The 24,141-nt window shown below is 66.0% G+C and carries 26 protein-coding genes; 20 read left to right on the plus strand and 6 right to left on the minus strand.

Annotation, left to right across the window (positions count from 1 at the left end):
* The first annotated feature begins 1 nt into the window (after nucleotide 1).
* From U1H99_RS16570 to U1H99_RS16605, 8 genes are read left to right on the plus strand one after another with little or no spacing between them, the layout of a single operon-like run.
* Nucleotides 2–1,288, plus strand: a complete 1,287-nt coding sequence (locus U1H99_RS16570; RefSeq protein ID WP_323142831.1) for a flagellar hook-length control protein FliK — start codon at nucleotides 2–4, stop codon at nucleotides 1,286–1,288.
* A gap of 45 nt (nucleotides 1,289–1,333) precedes the next feature.
* Nucleotides 1,334–1,804, plus strand: coding sequence for a flagellar basal body-associated FliL family protein (locus U1H99_RS16575; protein ID WP_323142832.1), 471 nt, complete (start codon nucleotides 1,334–1,336; stop codon nucleotides 1,802–1,804).
* A gap of 22 nt (nucleotides 1,805–1,826) precedes the next feature.
* The gene (locus U1H99_RS16580) at nucleotides 1,827–2,558 is read left to right on the plus strand and encodes a FliA/WhiG family RNA polymerase sigma factor (RefSeq protein ID WP_323142833.1); all 732 of its coding nucleotides are present in this window, start codon (nucleotides 1,827–1,829) and stop codon (nucleotides 2,556–2,558) included.
* A gap of 31 nt (nucleotides 2,559–2,589) precedes the next feature.
* Nucleotides 2,590–3,483: a flagellar motor stator protein MotA gene (gene motA, locus U1H99_RS16585; RefSeq protein ID WP_323143258.1), complete on the plus strand. Its 894-nt coding sequence runs from the start codon at nucleotides 2,590–2,592 to the stop codon at nucleotides 3,481–3,483.
* An 11-nt stretch (nucleotides 3,484–3,494) separates the two neighbouring features.
* Nucleotides 3,495–4,457, plus strand: coding sequence for a flagellar motor protein MotB (locus U1H99_RS16590; RefSeq protein WP_323142834.1), 963 nt, complete (start codon nucleotides 3,495–3,497; stop codon nucleotides 4,455–4,457).
* Nucleotides 4,458–4,486: 29 nt separating this feature from the next.
* Complete coding sequence (gene flgM, locus U1H99_RS16595; protein WP_323142835.1) at nucleotides 4,487–4,768, plus strand: flagellar biosynthesis anti-sigma factor FlgM; 282 nt, start codon at nucleotides 4,487–4,489, stop codon at nucleotides 4,766–4,768.
* A gap of 3 nt (nucleotides 4,769–4,771) precedes the next feature.
* The gene (gene flgN, locus U1H99_RS16600; RefSeq protein WP_323142836.1) at nucleotides 4,772–5,200 is read left to right on the plus strand and encodes a flagellar export chaperone FlgN; all 429 of its coding nucleotides are present in this window, start codon (nucleotides 4,772–4,774) and stop codon (nucleotides 5,198–5,200) included.
* The gene (locus tag U1H99_RS16605; protein ID WP_323142837.1) at nucleotides 5,187–5,930 is read left to right on the plus strand and encodes a glycoside hydrolase family 73 protein; all 744 of its coding nucleotides are present in this window, start codon (nucleotides 5,187–5,189) and stop codon (nucleotides 5,928–5,930) included. The genes flgN and U1H99_RS16605 overlap by 14 nt, the downstream gene beginning before the upstream one ends.
* A 35-nt stretch (nucleotides 5,931–5,965) precedes the next feature.
* Here the strand turns inward: U1H99_RS16605 and flgA are convergent, their stop codons facing one another.
* Nucleotides 5,966–6,667: a flagellar basal body P-ring formation chaperone FlgA gene (gene flgA / locus U1H99_RS16610; protein WP_323142838.1), complete on the minus strand. Its 702-nt coding sequence runs from the start codon at nucleotides 6,665–6,667 to the stop codon at nucleotides 5,966–5,968.
* 77 nt (nucleotides 6,668–6,744) lie between these two features.
* On the opposite strand from flgA, the gene flgB reads away from it, so the two are divergent.
* The 12 genes from flgB (at nucleotide 6,745) to U1H99_RS16670 (ending at nucleotide 16,625) form a co-directional block, all read left to right on the plus strand.
* Complete coding sequence (gene flgB / locus U1H99_RS16615; RefSeq protein ID WP_323142839.1) at nucleotides 6,745–7,104, plus strand: flagellar basal body rod protein FlgB; 360 nt, start codon at nucleotides 6,745–6,747, stop codon at nucleotides 7,102–7,104.
* A 25-nt stretch (nucleotides 7,105–7,129) separates the two neighbouring features.
* Nucleotides 7,130–7,534: a flagellar basal body rod protein FlgC gene (gene flgC, locus U1H99_RS16620; protein WP_141828259.1), complete on the plus strand. Its 405-nt coding sequence runs from the start codon at nucleotides 7,130–7,132 to the stop codon at nucleotides 7,532–7,534.
* 5 nt (nucleotides 7,535–7,539) lie between these two features.
* On the plus strand, nucleotides 7,540–8,211 hold the full coding sequence (locus U1H99_RS16625; protein ID WP_323142840.1) for a flagellar hook capping FlgD N-terminal domain-containing protein: 672 nt from the start codon (nucleotides 7,540–7,542) through the stop codon (nucleotides 8,209–8,211).
* A gap of 44 nt (nucleotides 8,212–8,255) precedes the next feature.
* A complete protein-coding gene (locus U1H99_RS16630; RefSeq protein ID WP_323142841.1) occupies nucleotides 8,256–9,434 on the plus strand; it encodes a flagellar hook protein FlgE in 1,179 nt (392 codons plus the stop codon).
* A gap of 30 nt (nucleotides 9,435–9,464) precedes the next feature.
* Entirely contained in the window at nucleotides 9,465–10,193 is a 729-nt protein-coding gene (locus U1H99_RS16635) for a flagellar basal-body rod protein FlgF (RefSeq protein ID WP_323142842.1), read from the plus strand.
* A 12-nt stretch (nucleotides 10,194–10,205) separates the two neighbouring features.
* Nucleotides 10,206–10,991 carry a flagellar basal-body rod protein FlgG gene (gene flgG / locus U1H99_RS16640; protein WP_323142843.1) on the plus strand — a complete coding sequence of 262 codons (786 nt, stop codon included), beginning with the start codon at nucleotides 10,206–10,208 and terminating at the stop codon, nucleotides 10,989–10,991.
* Between the two features lie 2 nt (nucleotides 10,992–10,993).
* A complete protein-coding gene (gene flgH, locus U1H99_RS16645; RefSeq protein WP_323142844.1) occupies nucleotides 10,994–11,659 on the plus strand; it encodes a flagellar basal body L-ring protein FlgH in 666 nt (221 codons plus the stop codon).
* A 97-nt stretch (nucleotides 11,660–11,756) separates the two neighbouring features.
* Nucleotides 11,757–12,851: a flagellar basal body P-ring protein FlgI gene (locus U1H99_RS16650; RefSeq protein ID WP_375341630.1), complete on the plus strand. Its 1,095-nt coding sequence runs from the start codon at nucleotides 11,757–11,759 to the stop codon at nucleotides 12,849–12,851.
* Complete coding sequence (locus tag U1H99_RS16655) at nucleotides 12,851–13,207, plus strand: rod-binding protein (protein WP_323142845.1); 357 nt, start codon at nucleotides 12,851–12,853, stop codon at nucleotides 13,205–13,207. The genes U1H99_RS16650 and U1H99_RS16655 overlap by 1 nt, the downstream gene beginning before the upstream one ends.
* Before the next feature lie 45 nt (nucleotides 13,208–13,252).
* Complete coding sequence (gene flgK / locus U1H99_RS16660; protein WP_323142846.1) at nucleotides 13,253–14,623, plus strand: flagellar hook-associated protein FlgK; 1,371 nt, start codon at nucleotides 13,253–13,255, stop codon at nucleotides 14,621–14,623.
* Nucleotides 14,624–14,640: 17 nt separating this feature from the next.
* Entirely contained in the window at nucleotides 14,641–15,552 is a 912-nt protein-coding gene (gene flgL / locus U1H99_RS16665; RefSeq protein WP_323142847.1) for a flagellar hook-associated protein FlgL, read from the plus strand.
* Entirely contained in the window at nucleotides 15,552–16,625 is a 1,074-nt protein-coding gene (locus tag U1H99_RS16670) for a hypothetical protein (protein WP_323142848.1), read from the plus strand. Before flgL ends, U1H99_RS16670 begins: the two co-directional genes overlap by 1 nt.
* 190 nt (nucleotides 16,626–16,815) lie before the next feature.
* Here U1H99_RS16670 and typA read toward each other — a convergent pair whose 3' ends face one another.
* From typA to infB, 5 genes are all read right to left on the minus strand, one after another.
* Entirely contained in the window at nucleotides 16,816–18,651 is a 1,836-nt protein-coding gene (gene typA / locus U1H99_RS16675) for a translational GTPase TypA (protein WP_323142849.1), read from the minus strand.
* Between the two features lie 263 nt (nucleotides 18,652–18,914).
* On the minus strand, nucleotides 18,915–19,472 hold the full coding sequence (locus U1H99_RS16680) for a hypothetical protein (RefSeq protein WP_323142850.1): 558 nt from the start codon (nucleotides 19,470–19,472) through the stop codon (nucleotides 18,915–18,917).
* A 104-nt stretch (nucleotides 19,473–19,576) separates the two neighbouring features.
* Complete coding sequence (gene truB / locus U1H99_RS16685; RefSeq protein WP_323142851.1) at nucleotides 19,577–20,500, minus strand: tRNA pseudouridine(55) synthase TruB; 924 nt, start codon at nucleotides 20,498–20,500, stop codon at nucleotides 19,577–19,579.
* Nucleotides 20,497–20,925, minus strand: coding sequence for a 30S ribosome-binding factor RbfA (gene rbfA / locus U1H99_RS16690; protein WP_323142852.1), 429 nt, complete (start codon nucleotides 20,923–20,925; stop codon nucleotides 20,497–20,499). Before rbfA ends, truB begins: the two co-directional genes overlap by 4 nt.
* Nucleotides 20,926–21,181: 256 nt before the next feature.
* A complete protein-coding gene (gene infB / locus U1H99_RS16695; protein ID WP_323142853.1) occupies nucleotides 21,182–24,070 on the minus strand; it encodes a translation initiation factor IF-2 in 2,889 nt (962 codons plus the stop codon).
* Nucleotides 24,071–24,141 lie beyond the last annotated feature (71 nt).

The following is a 24,141-nucleotide window of genomic DNA, read 5'->3' on the forward strand; positions in this document are numbered from 1 at the left end:
CATGATGTCCACCTTAGTCAACACCGCCGCCTCGACGGCACAGGCACCGGCCGCGGCCGGCGGCGACGCCGCCGTGCAGGCAGCGCAAAGCGTCGCCACCGGCGCCGGCCAGCAGCCGGCCGCCACCGCCACCGCGCCGGCCCCGGCCCCGGCCGCCGCGCCGTTTGCGCAATGGCTCGACCAGGCCGACGGCGCCGCCGCGCTGCCGTCCCTGCCGGTCCTGCCGGGGAATGCCTTCGCCGCATTGTCGCAAGCCCTGCAGGCCGCGGCGCCGGCGGATGTCCAGTCCGGCACGGCAATCACCGGCGCGGATGCGGGGGTACCCGCCGCCGACATCCTCCCGGCCGCCGAAGGCGACGACGGCGCCGGCGCCGGCGCCCAGGACAACACGCTGCTGGCCGCGATGGCCATGCCGCTGATGCCGCTGACGCCGATGCAGATCGCGCAGGCGGTGCAGGTCGCCCAGGGCGGCGACATGGCCGCGGGCAGCGCCGCCGGCGGCGAGCGCAAGCCCGCCGGCCAGGCCGTCGGCGCCGGCAGCGGCGCCGTGCCGGGCCTGGGCGCGGCCGGCCAGGATGGCGGCCGCCGTGCCGACATCGCACTGGCCCAGCTGCCGGCGCAAACCACCCAGGCCGCGCTCCAGGACGACGGCGCCGTACGCTTCGCCATCCAGGCCGCCGCCGGCCAGGCGGGCAGCCATGCCGGCGCCAATGCCGGCGCCGATAGCGATGCCCGCCAGGATGGCGCCGCCGAGCGTACCGTGACAGCTGGCACCGCCACCGCGACGCCGCAGGTCGCCGTCGCCGCGCCCGCCGGCGCCCAGCCGGGCGCCGATACGGTCAAGCTGGCCGGTCCGCCGACCGCGTGGCGCCAGAGCCTGCAGGAAGCCCTCGGCGACCGCCTTCAGGTGCAGGTCGGGAAGAACGTGGAGCAGGCCGTGATCCGCCTCGAGCCGCCCCAGCTGGGCCGGATCGACATCGCGATCCGTCACAGCAACGGCACGCTGGAAGTGAACATCTCCGCCAGCAACGGCGAAGTACTGCGCCAGCTGCAGACCGTCAGCGACAACCTGCGCAACGACCTGGCCCAGCGCCAGTACACCGACGTCGCGGTGTCCGTGACCCCGACACCGAAGAACAGCGGCGCGTCCCCGTTCGGCGATCCGCAGCAGCAGCAACAGCAGGGCCGCGGCCGCCAGCCGGGCCGCGAGCAGGACGAACCCGGCCGCGCACTGGCCGAGGCCAACCATGCCGGGTCGGCGTTTTCTCTCGGCGCACGCGACGCCTGATAGCCCACCCTCAGCAGATACGACACAAGTACAAGTACAAGCACAATGAACAAGAAAACGATTTTGGCCATCGTCGGCGCCGTGATCATCAGCGCCGCCGGCGCCGGCGGCGCCGGGGGGGGGTTCATGCCCCAGCCGGCGGCGGCCGCGGCCGCGGGCCAGGAAAAGAAAGCCGAAGCGGAAAAGAAAGAGGCCAAGCCGATGAAGTACGTCACCCTCGACAAGGTGATCGTCATGCTGCGCCGCGGCCCCAACGAAACCGAGTCGCACTACCTGTCGACCGACCTGGTGCTGGCCACCGAGCACGCCAAGGAAAAGGAAACCAAGGAAAACCTGCCGCTGATCCGCAGCCTGGCGGTGCGCACGCTGTCGAGCTACACCATGGCCGAGGCATCGAGCATGAGCGTCGACAAGTACGCCGAAAAGCTGAACCACGCGTTCGATGCCAACTACGAGCACGAACACGCCGAAAAACCGTTCGCCGAAGTCATGATCGGCAAGCTCATCATCGAATGACACCGGGGATATCGTGGGTTACATGACCGACTACGCCGACAGCTACGCCAGTACCGAATACGCCGGCGCCGCCCACCACGCGGCGATGAGCGCGAAGGACGAACAGCGCCACCTGGTCGCTTATGCGCCCCTGGTGAAACGCATTGCACGCCAGCTGAACTCGCAGGTTTCCGGTGCGATGGGACGCGAAGACATGGAACAGATCGGGCTGATGGGCCTGCTCGAGGCCTTGCGCCGCTACGGCACGCCCGACACCGGCTTCGCCAGCTACGCGTCGCTGCGCGTGCGCGGCGCCATCCTCGACGAGCTGCGGCGCCAGGACTGGCGGCCGCGCGCCGTGCGCCAGGACAGCCACAAGATGCGCGACGCCGTGCGCGCCCTCACCCGCAAGCTCGGCCGCGAGCCGAACGACAAGGAAGCGGCCGACGCGCTCGGCATCAGCCAGGACGAGTGGCGCCAGTTCCTGCTCGACGACGTCGCCGAGGAACTGCTCAGCTTCGACGACGTGCTGCAGGAAAGCACCGAGCGCGCCAGCCACGCGCCGGGTCCGGAAGAGCAGTATGCGGTGCGGCGCAGCCTGGAACATGCACTGGCCGCCCTCAACGAGCGCGAGCAGCGCGTGATCCAGATGATTTACGAGTTCGAGCTCAGCTACAAGGAAATCGCCGCCGTGCTCGACCTGTCCGATGCCCGCGTCTGCCAGCTCAACAAGAGCGCGCTGGCCAAGATGAAAGCCGCACTGGCCCAGGCCTGAATGCTGCACGACCAACAATAAAGGTAACAACATCATGCAAATCTTAGGCATTCTCATCGTGCTGGGCACCGTGTTCGGCGGCTACATGCTGATGGGCGGCACCGCCATCGCCATCTGGCAGCCCAACGAACTGATCGTCATCTGCGGCGCCGCGCTCGGCGCGCTGGTACTGGCCAACCCCAAGCACGTGCTGGTCGAGATGCTCGGCCAGATGAAAAAGGTCGCGGGCAAGCACAAGCACGATTCGGAATTCCAGCGCCAGTTGCTGCTGCTGATGTACGAACTGCTGCAGACCGCCGCCGGCGGCCTGAAGGCGCTCGACGCCCACGTCGAGGCACCCAAGGAAAGCCCGATGTTCCAGCGCTACCCGCTGATCCTGGAAGAGCCGAAACTGCTCGCCTTCATCGTCGACAACTTCCGCCTGATGGCGATGGGCAAGATCAACGCCCACGAACTGGAAGGCGTGCTCGAGCAGGAATTGGAAGCCATCCACGAAGAGCTGAGCCAGCCGGCCAAGTCGCTGCATAAAGTGGCGGAAGGCATGCCGGGCTTCGGCATCCTGGCCGCGGTGCTGGGCATCGTGATCACCATGAACTCGGTCGGCGAAGGCGCCGAGACCGCCGAGATCGCGGAACACATCGGCGCGGCCATGGTCGGTACCTTCATCGGCATTTTCTTCTGCTACGGCGTGCTCGATCCGATTTCCGGCATGATGAAGCAGCTGGTCAATTCCGAAGCCTCGACCATGGAAACGGTGAAGGTCGTGCTGGTGACCCACGTGGCCGGCAAGCCGCCGCTGCTGGCGATCGACGCCGGGCGCCGCCTGATCCAGCTGAACACCAAGCCCAGCTTCGCCCAGCTGGAAGCCTGGCTGAACGCCATGGCCGACGGCGAAGACGCCGGCGGCGCCAAGCGTAAAGCGTAACGGAGCTCCCAGTGCAAGCAAATAAAAAAGGCGGCGGCGGCGACCACCACGGCGAAACCATCGTCAAGCGCGGCGGCGGCAAGCACCACGACGACGAGCACGGCGGCGCCTGGAAAGTGGCGTTCGCCGACTTCTGCATGGCCTTGATGGCACTGTTCCTGGTGCTGTGGCTGATCGCCTCGCAAGATGCGGCCAAGGCCAAGAAAATCGTGCGCGACAACATGGCCAGCGGCATGATCGAAGGTAGCGGCAGCAAGCCCGAGCTTGCCAGCAACCCGAGCGGCAGCATGATCGAACGCTTCGAGATGCCAAAGAGTAACGGGGGCAGCGAAGGGCCGAACGCGGGCAAGCAGGACGCCGTCCGCACCAAGTACGAATCGGCGTCCGAACTGGCGGCCCTGGCGCGGGCGCTGCAGCAAATGAGCGTCGATGCCGGCTTGTCATCGAATCTTGCCACGGTGGTCACGCCGAACGGCTTGCGCGTGATGTTGCACGACACCGACCGCCAGGGCATGTTCGAGCGCGGCAGCCCGTTGCCGACCACGAAATTCGGAAAACTGTTGCGTGCGATGGCGCCATTATTCGAAAAAATGGAAAATCAGATGTTGATTGTGGGCCACACTGATTCCTTGCAGTACACTTACAAAGGTCCGATGGGCTATTCGAATACCAGCCTGTCGGTCAACCGCGCATTGGCTGCGCGCGGTGAACTGCTGAGTGGCGGGATGCGCACCGAAAGCGTGCTGCAAGTGGTCGGCATGGCCGACCGCGCGCCACTCGATGTCGCCAAGCCGGCGGCGGCGGCGAACCGCCGCATCGAACTCCTGATCCTGACCAGTGCCCAGGCCGCCAGCGTGAAGGCGATGTTCGGCACGCCGGGCCCGACCGAATCGCTGACGCAGGACGTCACGGTCAGCAAACCGGGTGAAGAAGCGCTCCAGGACCTGCGCAGCCAAATGGCGAAGAAACCATGACGATCCAATCGAAATCCAGAGGACAACGCATGAAGATCACAGGCGTCTCGACTCCTTCCATCTCCATCACGCCGCAAGCCGGCGCCGCTGCCGTATCCGCTTCGGTGTCGGTGTCGGCCCCGGCGGCCGAATCATCATCGCCGCTCGAATCGGCGGTGCTGCAACCGGCCCAGGGCGCACTGCGCGCCCTGCCCGACTTCGACGCCGCCCGCGTGGCCGAGCTGCGCGACGCCCTGGCCAAGGGCCAGCTGCCGTTCGACGCCGGCCGCCTGGCAGGCTTGATCCAGCGCTTCCATGGCAGCCAGGGGTAACGCATGAGCCGCATGACCCGCGACCAGGCGCTGGCGCGCCTGCTGGACGGCATCCAGGACGACATCCGCGCCTGCACCGCCATCCGCGACGTACTGGAACGCCAGTTCCAGGCCGCGCTGCGCCACCGCGGCGCCGAACTGGCGACGCTGGCCGGCGAACTGACGCCACAGCTGGACACCATGGAACAGCGCCGCCAGCAGCGCGTGCAGCTGGTGCGCGCCCTGTTCGGCCAGCAGGCCGGCATGGAGCATCTGTTCAGCAGCCTGCCCGCCGCCCAGCGCGGCGGTGCCAGCGCCGCCTGGGACCAGCTGGAGCAGCTGGTGCGCGACTGCAAGCGCGCCACCACCCGCAATACCAACCTGATGGCGGAACAGCATTCGGTGATGCAGCGCCTGATGCATGGCGAGGACCAGACCTATGCGCCACGCTGAATTCACGACCGCGATCCCGGCGCTGGCGCCGACCGCCGCCACCCGCCCTGCCGCTGCCATCGGCAACGGCGGCGGTAACGGGGGGGCCAACTTCGGCGGCGTGTTCGGCCAGGTACAGGGCGAAGTCGCCGCCTTCATCCAGAACGGCGGCGGCGACTGGACCAGCAGCGCCACCCTGAGCGCGGAAGGCCGCATGTGGGCGGCGCGCGCCAGCGAAGCCGGCGCCGCGAATGCCATCGTCGGCGACGGCGACGGCAGCGCCTCGCCCGACCAGCAGGCCTTCCTCGAGAGTATCGCGCCGTGGGCGCGCGAAGCGGCCGACAAGCTTGGCGTGGCGCCGGAACTGGTGTCGGCGCACGCCGCCCTGGAATCGGGCTGGGGCCGGCGCCCGCTGAAGAATGCCGATGGCAGCTCGACCCACAACCTGTTCGGCATCAAGGCCGGCAGCAGCTGGAAAGGCGACGTCGCCGACAACAGCACCACCGAATACGTGGGCGGGGCGGCGGTCAAGACCAGTGCACGCTTCCGCGCCTATCCGGACCAGGCCAGCGCCTTCCGCGACTATGCGCAGATGCTGATCGATAATCCGCGCTTCCGCGGCGCGCTCGGCACCGGCAGCGATGCCCGTGCGTTCGCGTCTGGCCTGGCCAAGGGCGGCTACGCCACCGACCCGTCGTACGCGGCCAAGCTGTCGCGCCTGGCCGGCAAGCTGCAGGGCGTCGGCAGCTGACGGTACCGCACTCCCTTACCGAACGCCCCTATCTATTAGTTGCCGACCGGTTCGACCATACCCGGACCGGCCACCCGCATGCGCACCACCTGCCCGCTGTTGGCATTCCGTACACGCACCATGGCGCCGCGCGCACCGGCATCCAGCGCCTCGCCGGCGCTGCTGACTTCAATGCCGTCGCGGCGCGCGATCATGGTCACGGCGTCGCCGCGCTTGACCATCACGGGACTGCTGAGCTGGCCGCCACGCAAAATGTCTCCTGGGCGCAACATACGGCGTGACATTTGTCCGACAGCATCTTCAGGTGTCGTGATCGGATCGGCAATGTTGGAAATATCACGGCGCTCGATCGTGACTTGTGCATCGGTCAATGCCTCGTTGGCCGCGACCGGGGCCGCAGCGACCGCCACCATGGCCGTCAGGCGCGCGCGGACCACATACTCGTACCGCCATCCGGGCGTGTCGTTGCAACGCGCCAGGAAGCGCATCCGCAGGGGAGAACGGGTATCCAGGGCCTCGATGGCGACATTCTGGGTGCATGCCGGCGCCGCGCGGGTGGTCACGACGGCCACCTCGACCTGCGGTTCGGTCAATCCCGACGCCGCCATTTGTCTTTCCAATTCGGCACGGGCGGCTTGCTCGATTTGTATCGATAAAGGTTGCTGTGCTGCAATTGATAAGCCCGAAGCCAGCACAAGTGTCGTCGTGACAAGGGTTGCCTTACAGAAAGCAATCATTAGAGAATAGCGGCAGTAGAAAGAAATCCGATTTTAACCAATCACATTGCATTGCAGGACAACGGAGGTTCCGGACCATGACGTTTAATTTCAAGGATGCACTCGGGGTGCACGCGGATGCGCTGCAGGTGCGCGCGGAGCGCACCAAGGTGCTGGCGGCGAACATTGCCAACGAAAGCACACCCGGCTTCACCGCCCGCGACGTCGACTTCGGCGCGATGCTGCAGGACCGCATCGATTCCGAGAATGGCGAGATGAGTCTGGGCGAAGGCGATCCGCTGTACCGCGTGCCCTTCCACCCGAGCGCCGACGGCAATACCGTCGAGATCGGTGTCGAGCAGGCCGCGTTTTCGCAGAACGCTTCCGATTTCCAGACTAGCCTGACCTTCGTGAACATGCAGCTGCGCGGTCTGGCCAAGGCCATCAACGGCCAGTAACCCCGGCCGACAAAGGATACTCAACATGGGCTTCAAGGACATCTCGAATATCGCCGGTTCGGCGATGACGGCGCAATCGGTGCGCCTGAACACGATCGCCAGCAACCTGGCCAACGCCAACGCCGTGGCCGGCTCGGAAGCCGAAGCCTATCGCGCGCGCAAGCCCGTGTTCGCCGCCATGGTCGAAGGCCAGGCCGGCGGCGGCGTGCAGGTGCTCGACGTGGTGCAAAGCAGCGAGCCGCTGCGCCGCGTGCACGAGCCGGACAATCCGAAGGCGGATGCCGACGGCATGGTGTATTACGCCAACGTCAACGAAGTGGCCGAAATGGCCGACATGATGTCCGCCTCGCGCGCATTCGAGACCAACGTCGAGGTGCTGGGCCGGATCAAATCGATGCAGCAGTCGCTGCTGAAACTGGGCGAGGGCTGATCGACATGGTGACCACGACTTCCACCACCAACAACCCGTTGGGCAACAACACCACGGCGGCCGGCAGCGGCGCCGTCGCGCCCCAGGCCACCACCTCGGAAAACCGCGACATGTTCACCAAGCTGCTGGTCGCGCAGATCCAGAACCAGGATCCGCTCGAGCCGCAGGATCCGACCACCTACGTCAACCAGCTGTCGCAGCTGTCGCAGACCGAGGCGCTGCAGAACCTGTCGACCATGACCACCGCCAACGCCAGCATCCTGCAAAGCCTGCAGACCCTGGCGATGGGCGGCCAGGTCGGTTCCGACGTGACCGTGGTGACCGACCACGTCAAAGTGGACGGCGCCAAGATCAACGGCAGCATCAACCTGCTCGGCGCCAGCAGCGCCACCAACCTGGTCCTGACCGGCATCGACGGCCAGCAGCATACCGTGGCGCTGCCCGCCCACGGTTCGGGCGAGCAAACCTTCACCATCGATCCGGACGCGCTCGGCCTGGCGCCGGGCACCTATTCCATCCAGGCGCAGCCGTCCGACGGCAGCGCCCCGCAGGTCGAAGTGGCGGCACGCCTGAACAGCGTGCGCGTCACCGGAACCGGCGTCGTATTGCAAGTGGCGGGCATTGGCGAGGTCGATCCCTCGACCGTCACGGGATTCAACGGCAAGACGGGCTCCTGAGCGGGCCTCCCTCCTCTACCGCATCAAAATATCAAGGAATCGACATGAGCTTCGACATCGCACTGTCCGGCATCCAGGCCATCAACGAGCAGCTGGAAACCGTTTCGCACAACATCGCCAACGCCGCCACCTATGGCTTCAAGGCCGGCCGCGCCAACTTCGCCACCGTGATGGCCGGCAGCAAGGCCAACGGCACCGAGATCGGCTCGGTCACCCAGAACATCAGCCAGAACGGCAGCACCACCACCACCGGCCGCGGCCTCGACGCCGCCATCGACGGCCGCGGCTTCTTCGTCAGCCGCGATCCGCAGGGCGGCATGACCTACAGCCGCGTCGGCATCTTCTCGACCGACACCAAGGGCTACCTGATCGACAGCGACGGCAAGAAGGTGCAGGGCTACGGCCCGGCCGTCAACGGCACCCTCGGCGCGATGGGCGACATCCAGGTGCCGACCGGCCAGATCCCGGCCGTCGCCACCACCAGCGTCGCCTTCGTCGGCAACCTGTCGGCCGACTGGAGCAACAAGACCGGCTTCAGCAAGGACGACCCGAACACCTATAACATGGTCAAGCAGTCAGTCGTGTACGACTCGCTGGGCACCCAGCACACCATGTCGCAGTATTTCTCCAAGCAGAACGACAACACCGTCAACGTCTACTACTCGCTGGACGGCGGTGCGGTCAGTGCAACCCCGGGACAATTGACCTTCGACTCCACAGGCAAGCTGACCGGCGTTACCAACAACACCATCAACATCCCGGCACAGGGCGGCGCGGCCGGAGGCAGCGTCAAGTTCGACTACACCGGCACCACCCGCTTCGCTGGCGACGCCACCACCACCACCAACCGCAGCGACGGCTATGCCTCGGGCGCCTTCGTCGGCGTCGAACTGGCCGGCGACGGCTCGCTGGTCGCCAAGTACAGCAACGACCAGTCGCAAGTGGTCGGCACGGTAGCCATCGCCAACTTCGCCAACGAAGGCGGGCTGCAGGCGATCAGCGGCACCAGCTGGACCGCCAACGCCGGTTCGGGCGCGGCCCTGTACAACGTCCCAGGCGTCGGCCTGGCGGGCAAGCTCAATACCGGCGCACTGGAAGGCTCGAACGTCGACATCACCTCGGAACTGGTCGGCCTGATGACTTCGCAGCGCAACTACCAGGCCAACTCCAAGGTCCTGACCACCGAAAGCCAGATGATGCAGGCCCTGATGCAGGCCCTGTAATCCGGACATCGATCGAGACACTGAGCCGACATGGATAAACTGATCTTCACCGCCGCTTCCGGCGCCGACCGCCTGATGCGCGCCCAGCAGGTCCACGCCAACAACCTGGCCAACCTGGACACCGCGGGCTTTCGCTCCAACATGGAAGTCGCCGGCCACGCCAAGCCGAACGGCGGCTACGGCTACGACGACGTGCACATGACGAACATGCAGGCCGACACCCTCTCGACCCGCGCCGGCAGCGTGCGCGAGACCGGCCGCCCGCTCGACGTGGCGATCGGCGGCAAGGGCTGGCTCGCCGTGCAGTACGGCGACGGCGAAGCCTATACCCGCTCGGGCGAGATCGAGATGAGCGCCGAAGGCGCGCTGTCGGTGCACGGCCACCCGCTGATGGGCGAAGGCGGCCCGATCACCCTGCCCCCGCACACCGCGGTCGAGATCGGCACCGACGGCACCATCTCGGTGCTGACCGAAGGCGCCACCCAGATGCAGGTGATCGACAAGCTGCGCCTGGTGAACGCCGAAGGCACGGAACTGACCAAGAACGAGGCCGGCCTGATCGTCGCCCGCGATGGCGCCCCCCTGGCCGCCGATCCCAACGTGAAACTGCGTTCGCGCGCGCTGGAAGGCAGCAACGTGTCGGCAGTCGAGGAAATGGTCGCCACCATGAGCCTGAACCGCAGCTTCGAGATCCAGATGAAGCTGTTCCAGGCGAGCGACAAGATGAATGAAGCCGGTAACAAATTGATCGGCGCTTAAAAAGGAAATCCCATGAATCCCGCAATGTTGATCAGCAAGACCGGCGTGCAAGCCCAGGATGCGAAGCTGCAGGCCATCGCCAACAACCTGGCCAACGTGAACACGACCGGCTTCAAGCGCGACCGCGTCGTGTTCGAAGACCTGTTCTACCAGATCGACGCCCAGCCGGGCGCCCAGGTCGCGGACAACACCGTGTCCAACGGTGTCCAGCTGGGTAACGGCGTGCACGTCGTCGGCACCCAGAAGATCTTCACCAACGGCAGCATCCAGACCACCAGCCAGCCGCTCGACGTCGCCATCTCGGGCAACGGCTTCCTCGAGGTGCGCCGTCCGGACGGCACCGCCGCCTACACCCGCGCCGGCCAGCTGCAGGTCGACGCCAACGGCGTGCTGGTCAACGCCCAGGGCCTGCCCCTGGTGCCGCAGATCACCGTGCCCAACAACGCGCTGTCGCTCACCATCGGCGCCAACGGCATGGTCAGCGCCGCGGTGCCGGGCAGCACCGCCCCGACCGAACTGGGCCAGCTGACCCTGACCACCTTCGTCAACCCGGCCGGCCTGCAGGCGATGGGCGAGAACCTGTTCCAGGAAACCGCCGCCAGCGGCAACCCGAACCAGGGCCAGCCCGGCACCGCCGGCATCGGCACCCTGAAGCAGGGCGCGCTGGAAGGCTCGAACGTGCAGGTGGTGGAAGAGATGGTCGACATGATCGCCGCCCAGCGCACCTACGAGATGAACACCAAGGTGCTGTCGGCTGCCGACAACATGCTGCAATACCTGTCGCAGGCGGCGCGCTGATCATGGTCCGTCTGCATGCCGCCGCAGCGGCGGCCATCCTGCTGCTCACCGGTTGCGCCTCGAACGTGCCGCTGCGTACCCCGGCCCTGGTCGACGACGCCCTCGCCCTGCCCAAGGCCGGCGCGGCGCGCACCGGCATGTCCGGCGGCGTGTTCTCGGCCGACACCGTGTCGCTGACCTCGGACGCGCGCGCCTTCCGCATTGGCGACGTGGTCACCATCCTGCTGCAGGAAACCACCCAGGCCAGCAAGAAGGCCGGCACCAGCTTCAGCAAGGGCTCGTCGGTCTCGGTGGCCCCGCTCGGCGCGCTCGGCAAGACTTTCGGCCGCACGTCGATCGACGCCAGCGCCGACCGCAGCTTCCAGGGCGACGCCACCAGCACCCAGCAGAACGCGCTGACCGGCGCGGTCACCGTGATCGTGCAGGAAGTGCTGCCGAACGGCCTGCTACGCGTGGCCGGCGAAAAGCGCCTGCAGCTGAACCAGGGCGAGGAGTTCCTGCGCGTGAAGGGCTACCTGCGCGCCGCCGACATCGATTCGGAAAACCAGGTGTCCTCGCTGCGCGTGGCGAATGCCCGCATCGCCTATTCCGGCCAAGGCTCGCTGGCCGATGCCAACAGCCCCGGCTGGCTGACCCGCTTCTTCACCGGCCCCCTGATGCCGTTCTGAGCACGACATGACCTCATTCGCACGCCCTGCTTCACTGATCCGTATCGTTTCCCTGGCCGTACTGGCCAGCCTCTCGCTGTCCGCCGCCTCCGTGGCCATGGCGGCGCCGGCCATACCGAAGACCTCGGCCCAGGTGGAGCCGGCCATGCCGCGCACCCAGCCGCTGCGTAACCTGGTCAGCGTCGAAGGCGTCCGCGAAAACCCGCTGGTGGGCTACGGCCTGGTCGTCGGCCTGAACGGCAGCGGCGACTCGACCCAGGTCAAGTATTCGAGCCAGTCGGTGGTCAACATGCTCAAGCAGTTCGGCGTCAAGCTGCCGCAGGGCGAGGATGCCAAGAACAAGAACGTGGCGGCGGTGATGGTGTCCGCCGTGTTCCCGCCGGGCTACCGCCGCGGCCAGTCGATCGACATCACGGTGTCGTCGCTGGGCGACGCCAAGAGCCTGCGCGGCGGTACCCTGCTGCTGACCCAGCTGCGCGCGGCCGACAACGAAGTCTATGCGCTGGCCCAAGGCAACGTGGTGGTCGGCGGCCTGGCGGCCTCGGGCAAGAGCGGTTCCTCGGTGACGGTGAACACGCCGACCGGCGGCCGCATCCCGAACGGCGCCCAGATCGAGCGCGAGATCCCGACCGACTTCTCGACCCGCCCGCAAGTCATGCTGCGCCTGCGCCATCCGAATTTCGACACCGCGACCAACGTCGTGAATACGATCAACCGCCGCTTCGGCGACGTCGCCACCACAGCCGACGGCACCAGCGTCGAAGTGGTCGCGCCAAGCAACCCGACCGAGCGCGTGGCCTTCGTCGCCAAGCTGGAAAACATGCTGGTGGAAGCCGGCGCCGAGACGCCCAAGGTGGTGTTCAACTCGCGTACCGGCACCGTGGTGATCTCGGACGGCCTGCGCGTGAAATCGGCCGCCGTCACCCACGGCGCCCTCAAGGTCGTGATCTCGGAAAGCTCGGCGGTCAGCCAGCCGGGTCCGCTGTCGAACGGCCAGACCGCGGTGACCCCGCAGTCGAAGATCTCGGTCGACCGCGGCTCGGGCCAGATGTTCCACTGGCCGGCCGGTGCGCGCCTGCAGACCATCATCGACGTGGTCAACAGCCTGGGCGCTTCGCCCGACGACATCATGGCGATCCTGCAGGCGCTCGACCAGGCCGGCGCGATCGAAGGCGAACTGGTGGTGATCTGATGCTGAACAACCTCAACCCGCTCAAGCCGCTCCATCCGGAACAGGCCGGCCCCGCCGATGCGGTCGCCCCGGCCGCCGACGCCGCCCAGGCGCCCGATCCGGCCTACGTGGCGAAGGCCACCAAGGCCGCGGTCGAATTCGAAAGCTTCTTCATCTCGCACATGCTGCACCAGATGCGCGAGAACCAGCGCACCATCGCCCCGGAAGACAGCGCGGCCAAGAACAAGGTCAACCAGGACATGACCGACATGGTCGACAACATGCTGGCCGGGAACCTGGCGAACCAGCGCGCCTTTGGCGTTGCCGATGCCATTTTGAAGCAATTGTTGCCGCAAGGACTTAATAAAGCTGGCTGAACGGTCGCCTGTCTGTATTGATTCCGCCCCTATGAGACGTGCCCCATGAGCATCCTGAACAACGCGCTGTCCGGCGCCCTCGCATCGCAGCTGGCGCTGTCCGCCAGCAGCCAGAACATCGCCAACCTGCAGACCAAGGGTTATACGCGCCAGTCCGCGCTGCTGACGGCGGCGGCGCCTTCGGCCGGCGCCAACCAGGCCGGCAACGGCGTGCGCGTGAGCTCGCTGCTGCGTTTTTCGGACAACTATAAAACCCAGCAGCTGTGGCGCAGCAATTCGGAAGTCGGCGAGCGCTCGCAGACCCAGCCCTACATGACCCAGTTGGAACAGGTCATGGCCGACGACCAATCCAACCTGTCGAGCGGGATCGACAGCTTCTTCGCCGCCCTGAACGCGGTCGCCGGCGTCGATCCGACCTCGACCCCGCTGCGTCAGCAGGTGGTCACCACCGGCACGCTGCTGGCCCAGCGTTTCAACAGCCTGAACAACGTCTACAACGCCCAGATGCAATCGGTGCGCCAGCAGCGCAGCGCCGTGATCGACTCGGCCAACAGCGCGATCGCCACGATCGCCTCGCTGAACACGCAGATCGCCAACGCGAATGCCAGCGGCACCAATGCCTCGGGCCTGATCGACACGCGCGACCAGGCGATCGACAGCCTGGCCGGCCAGCTGGCGCTGGAAGTCAGCGACCAGCCGGACGGCACCCGCAACGTCTCGCTGAAGTCGGGCCAGTCGCTGGTGCTGGGCGGCGTCGCCGGCACGCTGAGCGTGGGCGGCGGCCTCGACCAGACCTTCAGCCTCGAATTCGCCGGCACCTCGTTCGCGCTGGACCCGACCAAGGCCGGCGGCCAGCTGGGCGGCCTGTCGACCTATGTGACGGACACCCTGAAGCCGCTGCAGCAGGGCGTGGCCGACATCGCGAAGCAGGTCGCCGACAAGGTCAACGGCCAGCTGGCGGCCGGCTACGCGATGGACGGCACCCGGGGCAAGCCGATGTTCGTCTACACGCCGGGCAATACCTCGAACATGCTGCAGGTGGCCGACGGTTTCCAGACCGCCGACCTGGCGTTCTCGGGCGACGGCACCGCCGGCGACACCGGCAACCTGCAGAAGCTGGTCGACATCAAGAACCAGACGATCACGGTGACCGGCCTCGGCTCGGTCCTGATCAGCGACGCCGACACCCAGCTGGTCGGCAAGCTGGCCGTGCAAAGCCAGCAGAACAAGACCGCGCTGACCACCGCCCAGTCGATGCGCGACCAGGCCGACGCCGACTGGCAGTCGACGAGCGGCGTCAACCAGGACGAAGAAGCCGTGAACCTGGTCGAATACCAGAATATGTACCAGGCCAACATGAAGGTGATGTCGGTGGCGAACGCCCTGTTCGACGCCACCCTGGCCATGATGGGTTAAGGTTAAGGAACCAGATCATGCGAATCGCGAGCAGCCAATACCAATCGATGATGAACCAGTCGCTCCAGAAGAACCAGGAGCGCATCAGCTACGTTACCCAGCAGATGGCGAACGGCAACCGCATCCAGCTGCCGTCGGACGATCCGGTCGACAGCGTGCGCATGTCGCGCCTGAAGCGCGAGGAAGCCGCCGTCAAGCAGTACCGCGACAACATCGCCGCGGTCCAGCAGCGCATGTCGAAGACCGAAGGCTACCTGCAGAACATGGTCAACGACATGCAGTCGGGCCGCGACCTGCTGGTCTGGGCCGCGGACGGCAGCAACACGCCGGACGACCTAAAGTCGATGGTCACCTCGCTGACCTCGCTGCGCGACAGTATCCTCTACACCGCCAACACGATCGACCAGGAAGGCCGCCACGTGTTTTCCGGCACCGTGACCGGCAGCGCGCCGATCGCCTACGACGCCACCCAGCCGCTGGGTGCGCGCTACAGCTACGCCGGCAACACCAATGCCCAGACGGTCGTCGTCGGCAACGGCATCACCCAGACCGCGAACCAGAACGTGAAGGGCCTGGAAAAGCTGCTCAACCAGCTCGACCAGACCATCGATACCCTGTCGAACTCGGGCCGCGACGCCAACGACGCCACGGTCAAGGCAACCCTGTCGGCCAACCTGGACGGCTTCGACGATGCGATGGACCTGTTGTCCGGCAAGGTCGCCGTGCTCGGCGGCCAGCAGAACATCCTGTCGACCATCGACGCCAATCACCAGAACGTCAGTTTGTCGAACCAGATGGCGATCAACGACATCGGCCAGCTCGACGTCGGCGCCGCCGCGATCGAACTGAACGGCTACTCCACGGCGCTGCAGGCCACCTATAAAGCCTACAGCAAGATCGGCACTCTTTCCCTGTTCTCGGCGCTCTGATGGCAATCGACACAGCACTTCGTTCTTCCACCGGCGGCGCCCTCGTCGCCGGCACCTCCACACCGGCGCGCCTGGTACCGGCACGCAGCCTCGACGTCGTCGACCTCGACAAGGACGCCGCCAGCACTGCCGCCCCCGTGGCTGCGCCGGCCCCGCTGCGCAGCAACGGCGCCGCCATCGGCAGCGCGCTGCAGGACTCGGTCGCGCGCGCCCAGCAGGCGGTCGACTACCTCGAGCAGGTCGCCGGCCAGCTGGAAAACCTGAAAGGCGAGATCAGCGCCAGGCTGTCCGGCGCCGGCAACGGCCAGCGCAGCCAGCAGCGCAGCGTCCAGCGCCAGCAGCTCGACGGCGCGGTGCGCCAGCTGACCAACACGCTGGCGGCGCGCAAGAGCAGCGCCGGCGGCGGCGTCGACGCCAACCTGAACTTCGACGGCCAGCCGGCCCAGCAGCGCTTCCGCATCCGCGGGCTGGACATCGACACCCTGCAGCAGAACGCGCCGCAGACGGTGGCATTCTCGGTCGGCGGCGTCGGCGGTCCGCAACTAGCGGTCGCCATCGGCACCGACCAGTCGAGCGAGGAAACCGCGCGTGCGATCGACCGCGCCATCGCGCCGCTCGGCGTGCGTGCCGGCCTGAACAACGGCGGCCTGGTGTTCTCGACCCCGGAAACCAACTGGCCGGCGGTCAGGGACAGCATCGCCGTCAGCGGCCGCGGCCGCGTCGCCACCGAGGAAATCGCACCGGCGCTGGCGCCGCAGCAGTGGACGATCGGCAGCAACAGCAGCACGAACGGCGGCAACGCCGGCAATGCCGATGCCCTTCGCCAAAGCCTGCGCGAGGTCGTGCAGGCCCTGGAGCGCGTGCGCCGTTCGCAGGACGCGGCCAGCACCGCGCTCTCCGCCGCCAGCTCGCAGGTCGTCACCGCGACCACGCCGCCGCCGGAAGTCGATCTGGCGGCCGAGGACTTCGCCAGCGCCGCCGCGAACACCAACTACGATTCGCTGCTGGCGCTGAGCTCGGCGCTGGTGGGCGTCAGCCGCGAGCGCGTGCTGGCCCTGCTGGGCTTGCGCTGATCTACGCTCCGCCACGTGAAAAAGCCGCCCGAGTGCGGCTTTTTTCATGCCTGCACTTCCTGCTTCGATTGCTTGCCGCCGTCGCCCCCGCGCCGTAGAACGCCACACTCATAAACTCGCCACACTCAAAAAAAATCCCATAAAAAAACCCGCTGCAGGCAGCGGGTTTTTTTGCAACCGGAAAGCGCGATTACGCGTTTTCGCGGCTGGCCTTCTTGCGCTCGTGCTCTTTCAGGTGACGCTTGCGCAGGCGGATCGACTTCGGCGTGATCTCGACCAGCTCGTCGTCCTCGATGAACTCGACGGCGTATTCCAGCGACATCTGGATCGGCGGCACCAGGCGCACGGCTTCGTCGGTACCCGACGAACGCACGTTGGTCAGCTGCTTGCCCTTGATCGGGTTGACGACCAGGTCGTTGTCGCGCGAGTGGATACCGATGATCATGCCTTCGTACACCGGGGTGTTGTGCTCGACGAACATGCGGCCGCGGTCCTGCAGCTTCCAGATCGCGTAAGCGACGGCGGCGCCGTCATCCTGCGAGATCAGCACGCCGTTGCGGCGGCCGGCCAGTTCGCCCTTGCTGTTGTCGACCGGTGCGTATTCGTGGAACACGTGGCTCATCAGGCCGGTACCGCGGGTCAGGGTCATGAATTCGCCCTGGAAGCCGATCAGGCCACGCGCCGGGATCAGGTATTCCAGACGCACACGGCCCTTGCCGTCCGATTCCATGTTCTGCAGGTCGCCGCGGCGGCGGCCCAGTTCTTCCATCACGCCGCCCTGGTTGACTTCCTCGACGTCGACGGTCAGGTTCTCGAACGGCTCGTGACGCACGCCGTCGACCATCTTGTAGACCACGCGCGGACGCGACACGGCCAGCTCGAAGCCTTCGCGGCGCATGTTTTCCAGCAGGATCGTCAGGTGCAGTTCGCCGCGACCCGAGACTTCGAAGGTGGTGTCGTCTTCGGTCGGCAGCACGCGCAGTGCGACGTTGGCCTTCAGTTCGCGCTCGAGACGCTCGCGCAGCTGGCGGCTGGTGACGAACTTGCCTTCGCGGCCGGCCAGCGGCGAGTTGTTGACCATGAAGTTCATGGTCAGGGTCGGCTCGTCGACGGTCAGCATCGGCAGTGCTTCCGGGGTATCCGGTGCGCACACGGTCGAGCCGATGCCGATTTCTTCGATACCGTTGATCAGGCAGATGTCGCCGGCGACGGCTTCATCGACCAGCACGCGCTCCAGGCCCTTGAAGTTCAGCACCTGGTTGATGCGGCCCTTGATCGGGGTCGAATCCGGACCGTTCAGGACGACGACGTCCTGGCCGGTCTTGACGCGGCCACGGTTGACGCGGCCGATGCCGATCTTGCCGACGTAGGACGAGTAGTCCAGCGAGGTGATCTGCATCTGCAGCGGGCCGTCGGGATTGTCGTCACGCACCGGCACGTATTTCAGGATGGCGTCGAACAGCGGCTTCATGTCGCCGCCGCGCACGCTTTCGTCCAGGCCGGCGTAGCCGTTCAGGCCCGAAGCGTAGACGATCGGGAAGTCGAGCTGCTCGTCGTTGGCGCCCAGCTTGTCGAACAGTTCGAAGGTCTGGTTGATGGCCCAGTCGGCGCGCGCGCCCGGACGGTCGATCTTGTTGACGACCACGATCGGCTTCAGGCCCAGGGCCAGCGCCTTGCGGGTCACGAAGCGGGTCTGCGGCATCGGGCCTTCCTGGGCATCGACCAGCAGCAGCACCGAGTCGACCATCGACAGCACGCGCTCGACCTCGCCGCCGAAGTCGGCGTGGCCCGGGGTGTCGACGATGTTGATGTGGGTGCCTTCGTACTCGACTGCGCAGTTCTTCGACAGAATCGTGATACCACGTTCCTTTTCGAGATCGTTCGAGTCCATCACGCGGGTGTCGACCGCCTGGTTTTCACGGAAAGTGCCGGATTGGCGCAGCAGCTGGTCCACCAGGGTGGTCTTGCCGTGGTCAACGTGGGCGATGATTGCGATATTACGAATCGCGCGTTTGGTGTCTGACATATGCGTTTTCAACAGTGAATGTTGCGTGATGGGCGGATGAGTCGAGCTTTCCGATTTCCAGAACCGACTATTATAGCAGGCTTGCGGCAGTTGCTGCACGGTTACTGCGCCCTGGCGGCCGCGAAAGTCCTGTATTTTCAAAGATTTGCTGTCTGCCGGGCGCTCGCCCGCGGGATTTGCGCTAGCTTGGCGCAGAGATGTGACCTGCTCGTGACGGCGTATGTCGCGCGCATCGCGCGCCTTTCAAGAGCCCACAAACAAGTTCATGTCTGGCGGCGCAGCGCCCACAGCGCGTTCATCCAAAGGATCAGGCCGGCGCCAAGGAAACCGACCGGGTCGGCCGGCCCGCCGGCGGCATGGCGCGGGTAGAGACAGGCAAATCCGACTAAGGCAGCGGCCGTGACGTAATGCGGCGGATTGCGGAACACATGGGCCAGCGGCACGAAGTGCAGGCCGATCACGACGATCCCCATCGGCACCACCCAGGCGCCGAGGCCGAAGTGGGCCAGCACGTTGCCGAGCACCAGGATCACGACCCACTGCCCCGCATTCACGATGTGGAAGATGCGGTCGGCCCGCTGCTTTGCCGGCGTGTCGGCTTCTTCCGCCAGCGCCGGTGCGTGCCGGCGGTAGGTCAGCCAGGCACTGGCGGCCAGCGCCAGTCCCAGCACGGCGATGCCGCTGAACAGACCGGCACCGGTACCGGCGCGCCGGTTCCAGACTTCCAGCAGGACCGTGCCGAACACGGAAAAGAACAGTGCGCCGATGGCACGGCTGGCCTGGCGCGCCTGGACGCCGGGGGCGGAGTGGATGGCTTGCATGGGGAGATTCCTGCCTGGTTAAACACGATACATGATCGGTGTTCAATATCTCCCAACCATGCTGGATGGGCAAGCGTCCCGGCGCCCCTTGTTGCGTGAAAGACTCAGCCCTGGAAGGCGATCAGGCGTTCCGGCGCCAGGATCGCATACTCGCCGAGCAGTGCGGTGCCGAGCAGCCTGCCGTCGTGGTACACGCGTACCCTGCCCTCCTGCCCGGGCACGCTGACCGCCGGCTCCTTGCCGAGGGCCAGGCGCTGGCCGTTCAGGAAGCGCTTGGCCAGCTCCGCCGTGAGCTCGACGCTCGGAAAGGTCGACAACAGTGTGTCGACCGGCGCCAGCAGCGACAGCGGCTCGAGATGCGCCTGCAGCTGTTCCAGCGTCACCATGCCGTCCACCGTCAGCGCGCCGACCTGGATCCGGCGCAGCGCGTTCAGGTGGGCGCCGCAGCCCAGTGCCGCGCCGATGTCTTCGCCCAGCACGCGCACGTAGGTGCCCTTGCTGCAGGTGACGCGGATGACCAGCATCGGCGCCTCGTAGCTCACCAGTTCCAGTGCGTGGATGGTGACCGGGCGCGCTTCGCGTTCCAGCACGATGCCTTCGCGTGCGTATTCGTAATAGGCCTTGCCGTCGCGCTTGAGCGCCGAGTACATCGGCGGCACCTGCAGGATCGGGCCGCGGAAACGGGCCAGCGCCGCTTCGATCTGTTCGACACTGACATCGACAGGTCTGGTGTCGATCGCCTCGCCTTCGGTATCGCCGGTGGTCGTGGTAATGCCCAGGTGGACCGTCGCCAGGTAGGTCTTGTCGGCTTCCAGCAGGTCTTGCGAGAACTTGGTCGCCTCGCCGAAGCACAGCGGCAGCAGGCCGGTGGCAAAGGGATCGAGGGTGCCGGTGTGGCCGGCCTTCTTGGCATTGACCACGCGCTTGGCCTTGATCAGGGCATCGTTCGAGGACAGGCCGACCGGCTTGTCGAGGAGCAGCACTCCGTCGACCAGGTCGCGGGGCTTCTTCGGGGGACGTGCGTTCACTCGGTGTCCGACGGTTTATCGACGTTTTTGGCCGCCAAGGTTTCTTCATCGTCAGCAGCGCGGGTGGCATTGGCCTGGTCGATCAGGGCCGACATCGCCAGGCCGCGGCTGGTCGAGGTGTCGTGCACGAAATGCAGCTGCGGCAGCGTGTGGATGTGCAGGCGCTTGCCGAGCAGGTTGCGCAGGTAGCCGGACGCTTTGCTCAAGCCTTCGAGGGTCTGCTTGACCTCTTCCGGGCTGTCCTTGAGCAGGGTGAAATACACCTTGGCGTGGGCGTAGTCCGGGGTCAGCTTGACTTCGCTGATGGTGACCATGCCGACACGCGGGTCCTTCAGTTCGAAGGCGATCAGTTCCGACAGGTCCTTCTGGATCTGGTCGGCGACGCGCAGGCCGCGCGAGGGGATACTTTTGCTATGTTTTGCCATATGTTTACTACTGTGTCTTTTTTGTTTTCGTTAGCGCTAGACCTGCCGGTCCCGGCACTGCGGGCACCGACTCCCCGAAGGCGGGGATCCAAGTTCAGCATGCGTTACGTTAGCTCATGCAAACTTGGGTTCCCGCCTTCGCGGCAACGACGTTTTAAAGCTAACGGAAAAAACTTGGGGCCAGTCATCCAGCACCGTAGCGCGGGATGACTGGCCCCATATTACTACTTCCACTCCGATCGACGATCGCCGGTAATTACAGCGTACGCGCCACTTCCTGGACTTCGAAGACTTCCAGCACGTCGCCGACTTCGATCTCGTTGTTGCCCTTCAGCGACAGACCGCATTCCAGACCGGCGCGGACTTCTTTCGCGTCGTCCTTGAAGCGCTTGAGCGAATCGATCTCGCCGGTCCAGACCACGATGTTGTTGCGCAGCAGGCGGACCGACGAGGTACGCTTGACCACGCCATCGGTGACCAGGCAGCCCGCGATCGCGCCGACCTTCGACACCAGGATGACCTGGCGGATTTCGACCTGGCCGGTGATGGTTTCGCGCTTCTCCGGTGCCAGCATGCCCGACAGTGCCGTCTTGATCTCGTCGATCGCATCGTAAATGATGCTGTAGTAACGGATGTCGACGCCGTTCGATTCCGCCAGCTTGCGCGCCTGGGCGTCGGCACGGGCGTTGAAGCCGATGATGACTGCCTTCGACGCGGTTGCCAGGTTGACGTCCGACTCGGTGATGCCGCCGACCGCCGCATGGACGACCTGCACGCGCACTTCCGAGGTCGACAGCTTCTGCAGCGAACCGACCAGTGCTTCCTGCGAACCCTGCACGTCCGTCTTGATGATGAGCGGCAGGTTCTTGACTTCGCCCTCGGCCATCTGGTCGAACATGTTTTCCAGCTTCGCTGCCTGCTGCTTGGCCAGCTTGACGTCGCGGAACTTACCTTGACGGAACAGTGCGATTTCACGCGCCTTGCGCTCGTCGCCCATCACCATCGCTTCTTCGCCGGCGCTCGGCACTTCGGTCAGACCCTGGATTTCGACCGGGATCGACGGACCGGCTTCGGTCACCGACTTGCCGTTCTCGTCCAGCATCGCACGGACGCGGCCGAACGAGGAACCGGCCAGCACGACGTCGCCGCGGCGCAGCGTACCCGACTGCACCAGGATGGTCGCCACCGGACCACGGCCCTTGTCCAGGCGGGCTTCGACCACCAGGCCGCGTGCAGGCGTTTCCACCGGTGCCTTGAGTTCCAGCACTTCGGCTTGCAGCAGCACGTTTTCCAGCAGGTCGTCGATACCCTGGCCGGTTTTCGCCGACACCGGGACGAACGGCGATTCGCCACCGTATTCTTCCGGCACCACGCCTTCGGCAACCAGTTCCTGGGTCACACGGTCGGTGTTCGCGCCCTGTTTGTCGATCTTGTTGATCGCCACGACCAGGGGCACGCCGGCAGCTTTCGCGTGGGCGATCGCTTCCTTGGTCTGCGGCATCACGCCGTCGTCGGCCGCCACCACCAGGATGACGATGTCGGTCGCCTTCGCACCGCGGGCACGCATGGCGGTGAACGCCTCGTGGCCCGGGGTATCCAGGAAGGTGACCATGCCGCGCGGGGTGTCCACGTGGTATGCACCGATGTGCTGGGTAATGCCGCCGGCTTCGCCAGCTGCCACCTTCGCACGGCGGATGTAGTCCAGCAGCGAAGTCTTGCCGTGGTCGACGTGACCCATGACGGTCACGACCGGTGCGCGCGGCTTCGACTCGAACTCGGCGTGCTCGCCCTGGTCGGCCAGGATCGCTTCCGGATCGTCCTCGGCGGCAGCGAAGGCCTTGTGGCCCATCTCTTCCACCACGATCATCGCGGTTTCCTGGTCCAGCACCTGGTTGATGGTGCACATCTGGCCCAGCTTCATCAGCTGCTTGATGACTTCCGACGCTTTCACCGACATCTTGTGCGCCAGTTCGGCCACGGTGATCGTCTCGGGGACGTGGACGTCCTTGACGATCGCCTCGGTCGGCGCCTGGAAGTTCGATTCGCGATCGTCGTGACCACGGCGGCCGCCGCGTCCGCCACCCGCACGCCAGCCGTCACGGCCACCGGTCGGGGCTGCGCCGCCGCGGCCCTTCATGCCGCCGCCCGGGGCGCCGCGCTTCTTCTCGTCCGACCAGGTCGAGGCCACGTTGGCCGACTTGATCGACTTCTTGTCGCCCGGCTTCGGACGCGCGCCGCCGCCTTCCGCCGGCTTGGCGGTGGCGTCGGCCGGCTTCTTGTCGGCGGGCTTGTGCAGGGTGCTCGGCTCGGCGGCCTTCGGCTTGGCCGCGGCCGGTGCCGGTTCCGGCGCCTTGATCACGCGGCGCGGCTGCGCCATCATGGCCTTGATCTGGGCCACTTCGTCGGCCACGGCCTTGCGTGCGCGCTCGGTGGCGGCAGCGCGTTCGGCGGCTTCCTTGGCGGCTTCGTCGGCCTTGCGCTTGGCTTCCTCGGCAGCGGCTTTCTTGGCTTCCTCGGCGGCGGCGCGCTTGGCGTCCTCGGCAGCGTTTGCCGCGTTGGCGCTGGCGCTGACCGAAGCGGCCTGCGCGGCTTGCGCGGCGCGTGCAGCGGCCTGCTCGACTTCGCGCTGGGCACGTTCTTCGGCTTCGCGCTTGGCCTGCTCTTCGGCCGCCTTGGCCTGTGCGGCCTTTTCGGATTCGAGACGGGCCAGGCGTTCCTGCTTCTCGCGCAGTTCCGCTTCCTGACGCGCCAGCAGTTCAGCCTGCTTGCGTGCTTCTTCCTCGCGGCGCGCCTGTTCGGCAGCGTCGATCACCGGCTCGGCCGGCTTGGTCGTGACGAGATCGTCACGCTGGACGAAGGTGCGCTTCTTGCGCACTTCGACCTGGATCGTGCGCGATTTGCCGCTCGAGTCAGCCTGCTTGATCTCGGAGGTTTCCTTGCGGGTCACCGTGATCTTTTTCTTTTCACCACCGTCAGTGGCGCCGTGGGTACGGCGCAGGTGGTTCAGCAGCTTATCCTTATCATCTTTGGACAAGGGATCTGACGTCGAACTTTTCTCGACGCCAGCAGAACGCAGCTGCGTCAGCAGCAGGTCTGCAGGCATCTTCAGTTCGGTGGCAAATTGGGCTACGTTGTTACTCGCCATTCAGTCCTCTTTTCTATGTGTCGCGAGATGATAAAGAAATTTTGTTGATTAAGAAAGCGCAAAGACCGAGG

It is taken from the genome of Massilia phyllosphaerae, from assembly GCF_034659755.1.
In the GTDB taxonomy this organism is placed as follows: Bacteria; Pseudomonadota; Gammaproteobacteria; order Burkholderiales; family Burkholderiaceae_D; genus Telluria; species Telluria phyllosphaerae.

What these genes read in the sequence shown, in the direction of transcription:
- U1H99_RS16570 (WP_323142831.1), top strand. Translation starts at nt 2, where the DNA reads ATGATGTCCACCTTAGTCAACACCGCCGCCTCGACGGCACAGGCACCG.
- U1H99_RS16575 (WP_323142832.1), top strand. Translation starts at nt 1,334, where the DNA reads ATGAACAAGAAAACGATTTTGGCCATCGTCGGCGCCGTGATCATCAGC.
- U1H99_RS16580 (WP_323142833.1), top strand. Translation starts at nt 1,827, where the DNA reads ATGACCGACTACGCCGACAGCTACGCCAGTACCGAATACGCCGGCGCC.
- flgM (WP_323142835.1), top strand. Translation starts at nt 4,487, where the DNA reads ATGAAGATCACAGGCGTCTCGACTCCTTCCATCTCCATCACGCCGCAA.
- flgN (WP_323142836.1), top strand. Translation starts at nt 4,772, where the DNA reads ATGAGCCGCATGACCCGCGACCAGGCGCTGGCGCGCCTGCTGGACGGC.
- U1H99_RS16605 (WP_323142837.1), top strand. Translation starts at nt 5,187, where the DNA reads ATGCGCCACGCTGAATTCACGACCGCGATCCCGGCGCTGGCGCCGACC.
- flgA (WP_323142838.1), bottom strand. Translation starts at nt 6,667, where the DNA reads ATGATTGCTTTCTGTAAGGCAACCCTTGTCACGACGACACTTGTGCTG.
- flgB (WP_323142839.1), top strand. Translation starts at nt 6,745, where the DNA reads ATGACGTTTAATTTCAAGGATGCACTCGGGGTGCACGCGGATGCGCTG.
- flgC (WP_141828259.1), top strand. Translation starts at nt 7,130, where the DNA reads ATGGGCTTCAAGGACATCTCGAATATCGCCGGTTCGGCGATGACGGCG.
- U1H99_RS16625 (WP_323142840.1), top strand. Translation starts at nt 7,540, where the DNA reads ATGGTGACCACGACTTCCACCACCAACAACCCGTTGGGCAACAACACC.
- U1H99_RS16630 (WP_323142841.1), top strand. Translation starts at nt 8,256, where the DNA reads ATGAGCTTCGACATCGCACTGTCCGGCATCCAGGCCATCAACGAGCAG.
- U1H99_RS16635 (WP_323142842.1), top strand. Translation starts at nt 9,465, where the DNA reads ATGGATAAACTGATCTTCACCGCCGCTTCCGGCGCCGACCGCCTGATG.
- flgG (WP_323142843.1), top strand. Translation starts at nt 10,206, where the DNA reads ATGAATCCCGCAATGTTGATCAGCAAGACCGGCGTGCAAGCCCAGGAT.
- flgH (WP_323142844.1), top strand. Translation starts at nt 10,994, where the DNA reads ATGGTCCGTCTGCATGCCGCCGCAGCGGCGGCCATCCTGCTGCTCACC.
- U1H99_RS16650 (WP_375341630.1), top strand. Translation starts at nt 11,757, where the DNA reads ATGGCGGCGCCGGCCATACCGAAGACCTCGGCCCAGGTGGAGCCGGCC.
- U1H99_RS16655 (WP_323142845.1), top strand. Translation starts at nt 12,851, where the DNA reads ATGCTGAACAACCTCAACCCGCTCAAGCCGCTCCATCCGGAACAGGCC.
- flgK (WP_323142846.1), top strand. Translation starts at nt 13,253, where the DNA reads ATGAGCATCCTGAACAACGCGCTGTCCGGCGCCCTCGCATCGCAGCTG.
- flgL (WP_323142847.1), top strand. Translation starts at nt 14,641, where the DNA reads ATGCGAATCGCGAGCAGCCAATACCAATCGATGATGAACCAGTCGCTC.
- U1H99_RS16670 (WP_323142848.1), top strand. Translation starts at nt 15,552, where the DNA reads ATGGCAATCGACACAGCACTTCGTTCTTCCACCGGCGGCGCCCTCGTC.
- typA (WP_323142849.1), bottom strand. Translation starts at nt 18,651, where the DNA reads ATGTCAGACACCAAACGCGCGATTCGTAATATCGCAATCATCGCCCAC.
- U1H99_RS16680 (WP_323142850.1), bottom strand. Translation starts at nt 19,472, where the DNA reads ATGCAAGCCATCCACTCCGCCCCCGGCGTCCAGGCGCGCCAGGCCAGC.
- rbfA (WP_323142852.1), bottom strand. Translation starts at nt 20,925, where the DNA reads ATGGCAAAACATAGCAAAAGTATCCCCTCGCGCGGCCTGCGCGTCGCC.
- infB (WP_323142853.1), bottom strand. Translation starts at nt 24,070, where the DNA reads ATGGCGAGTAACAACGTAGCCCAATTTGCCACCGAACTGAAGATGCCT.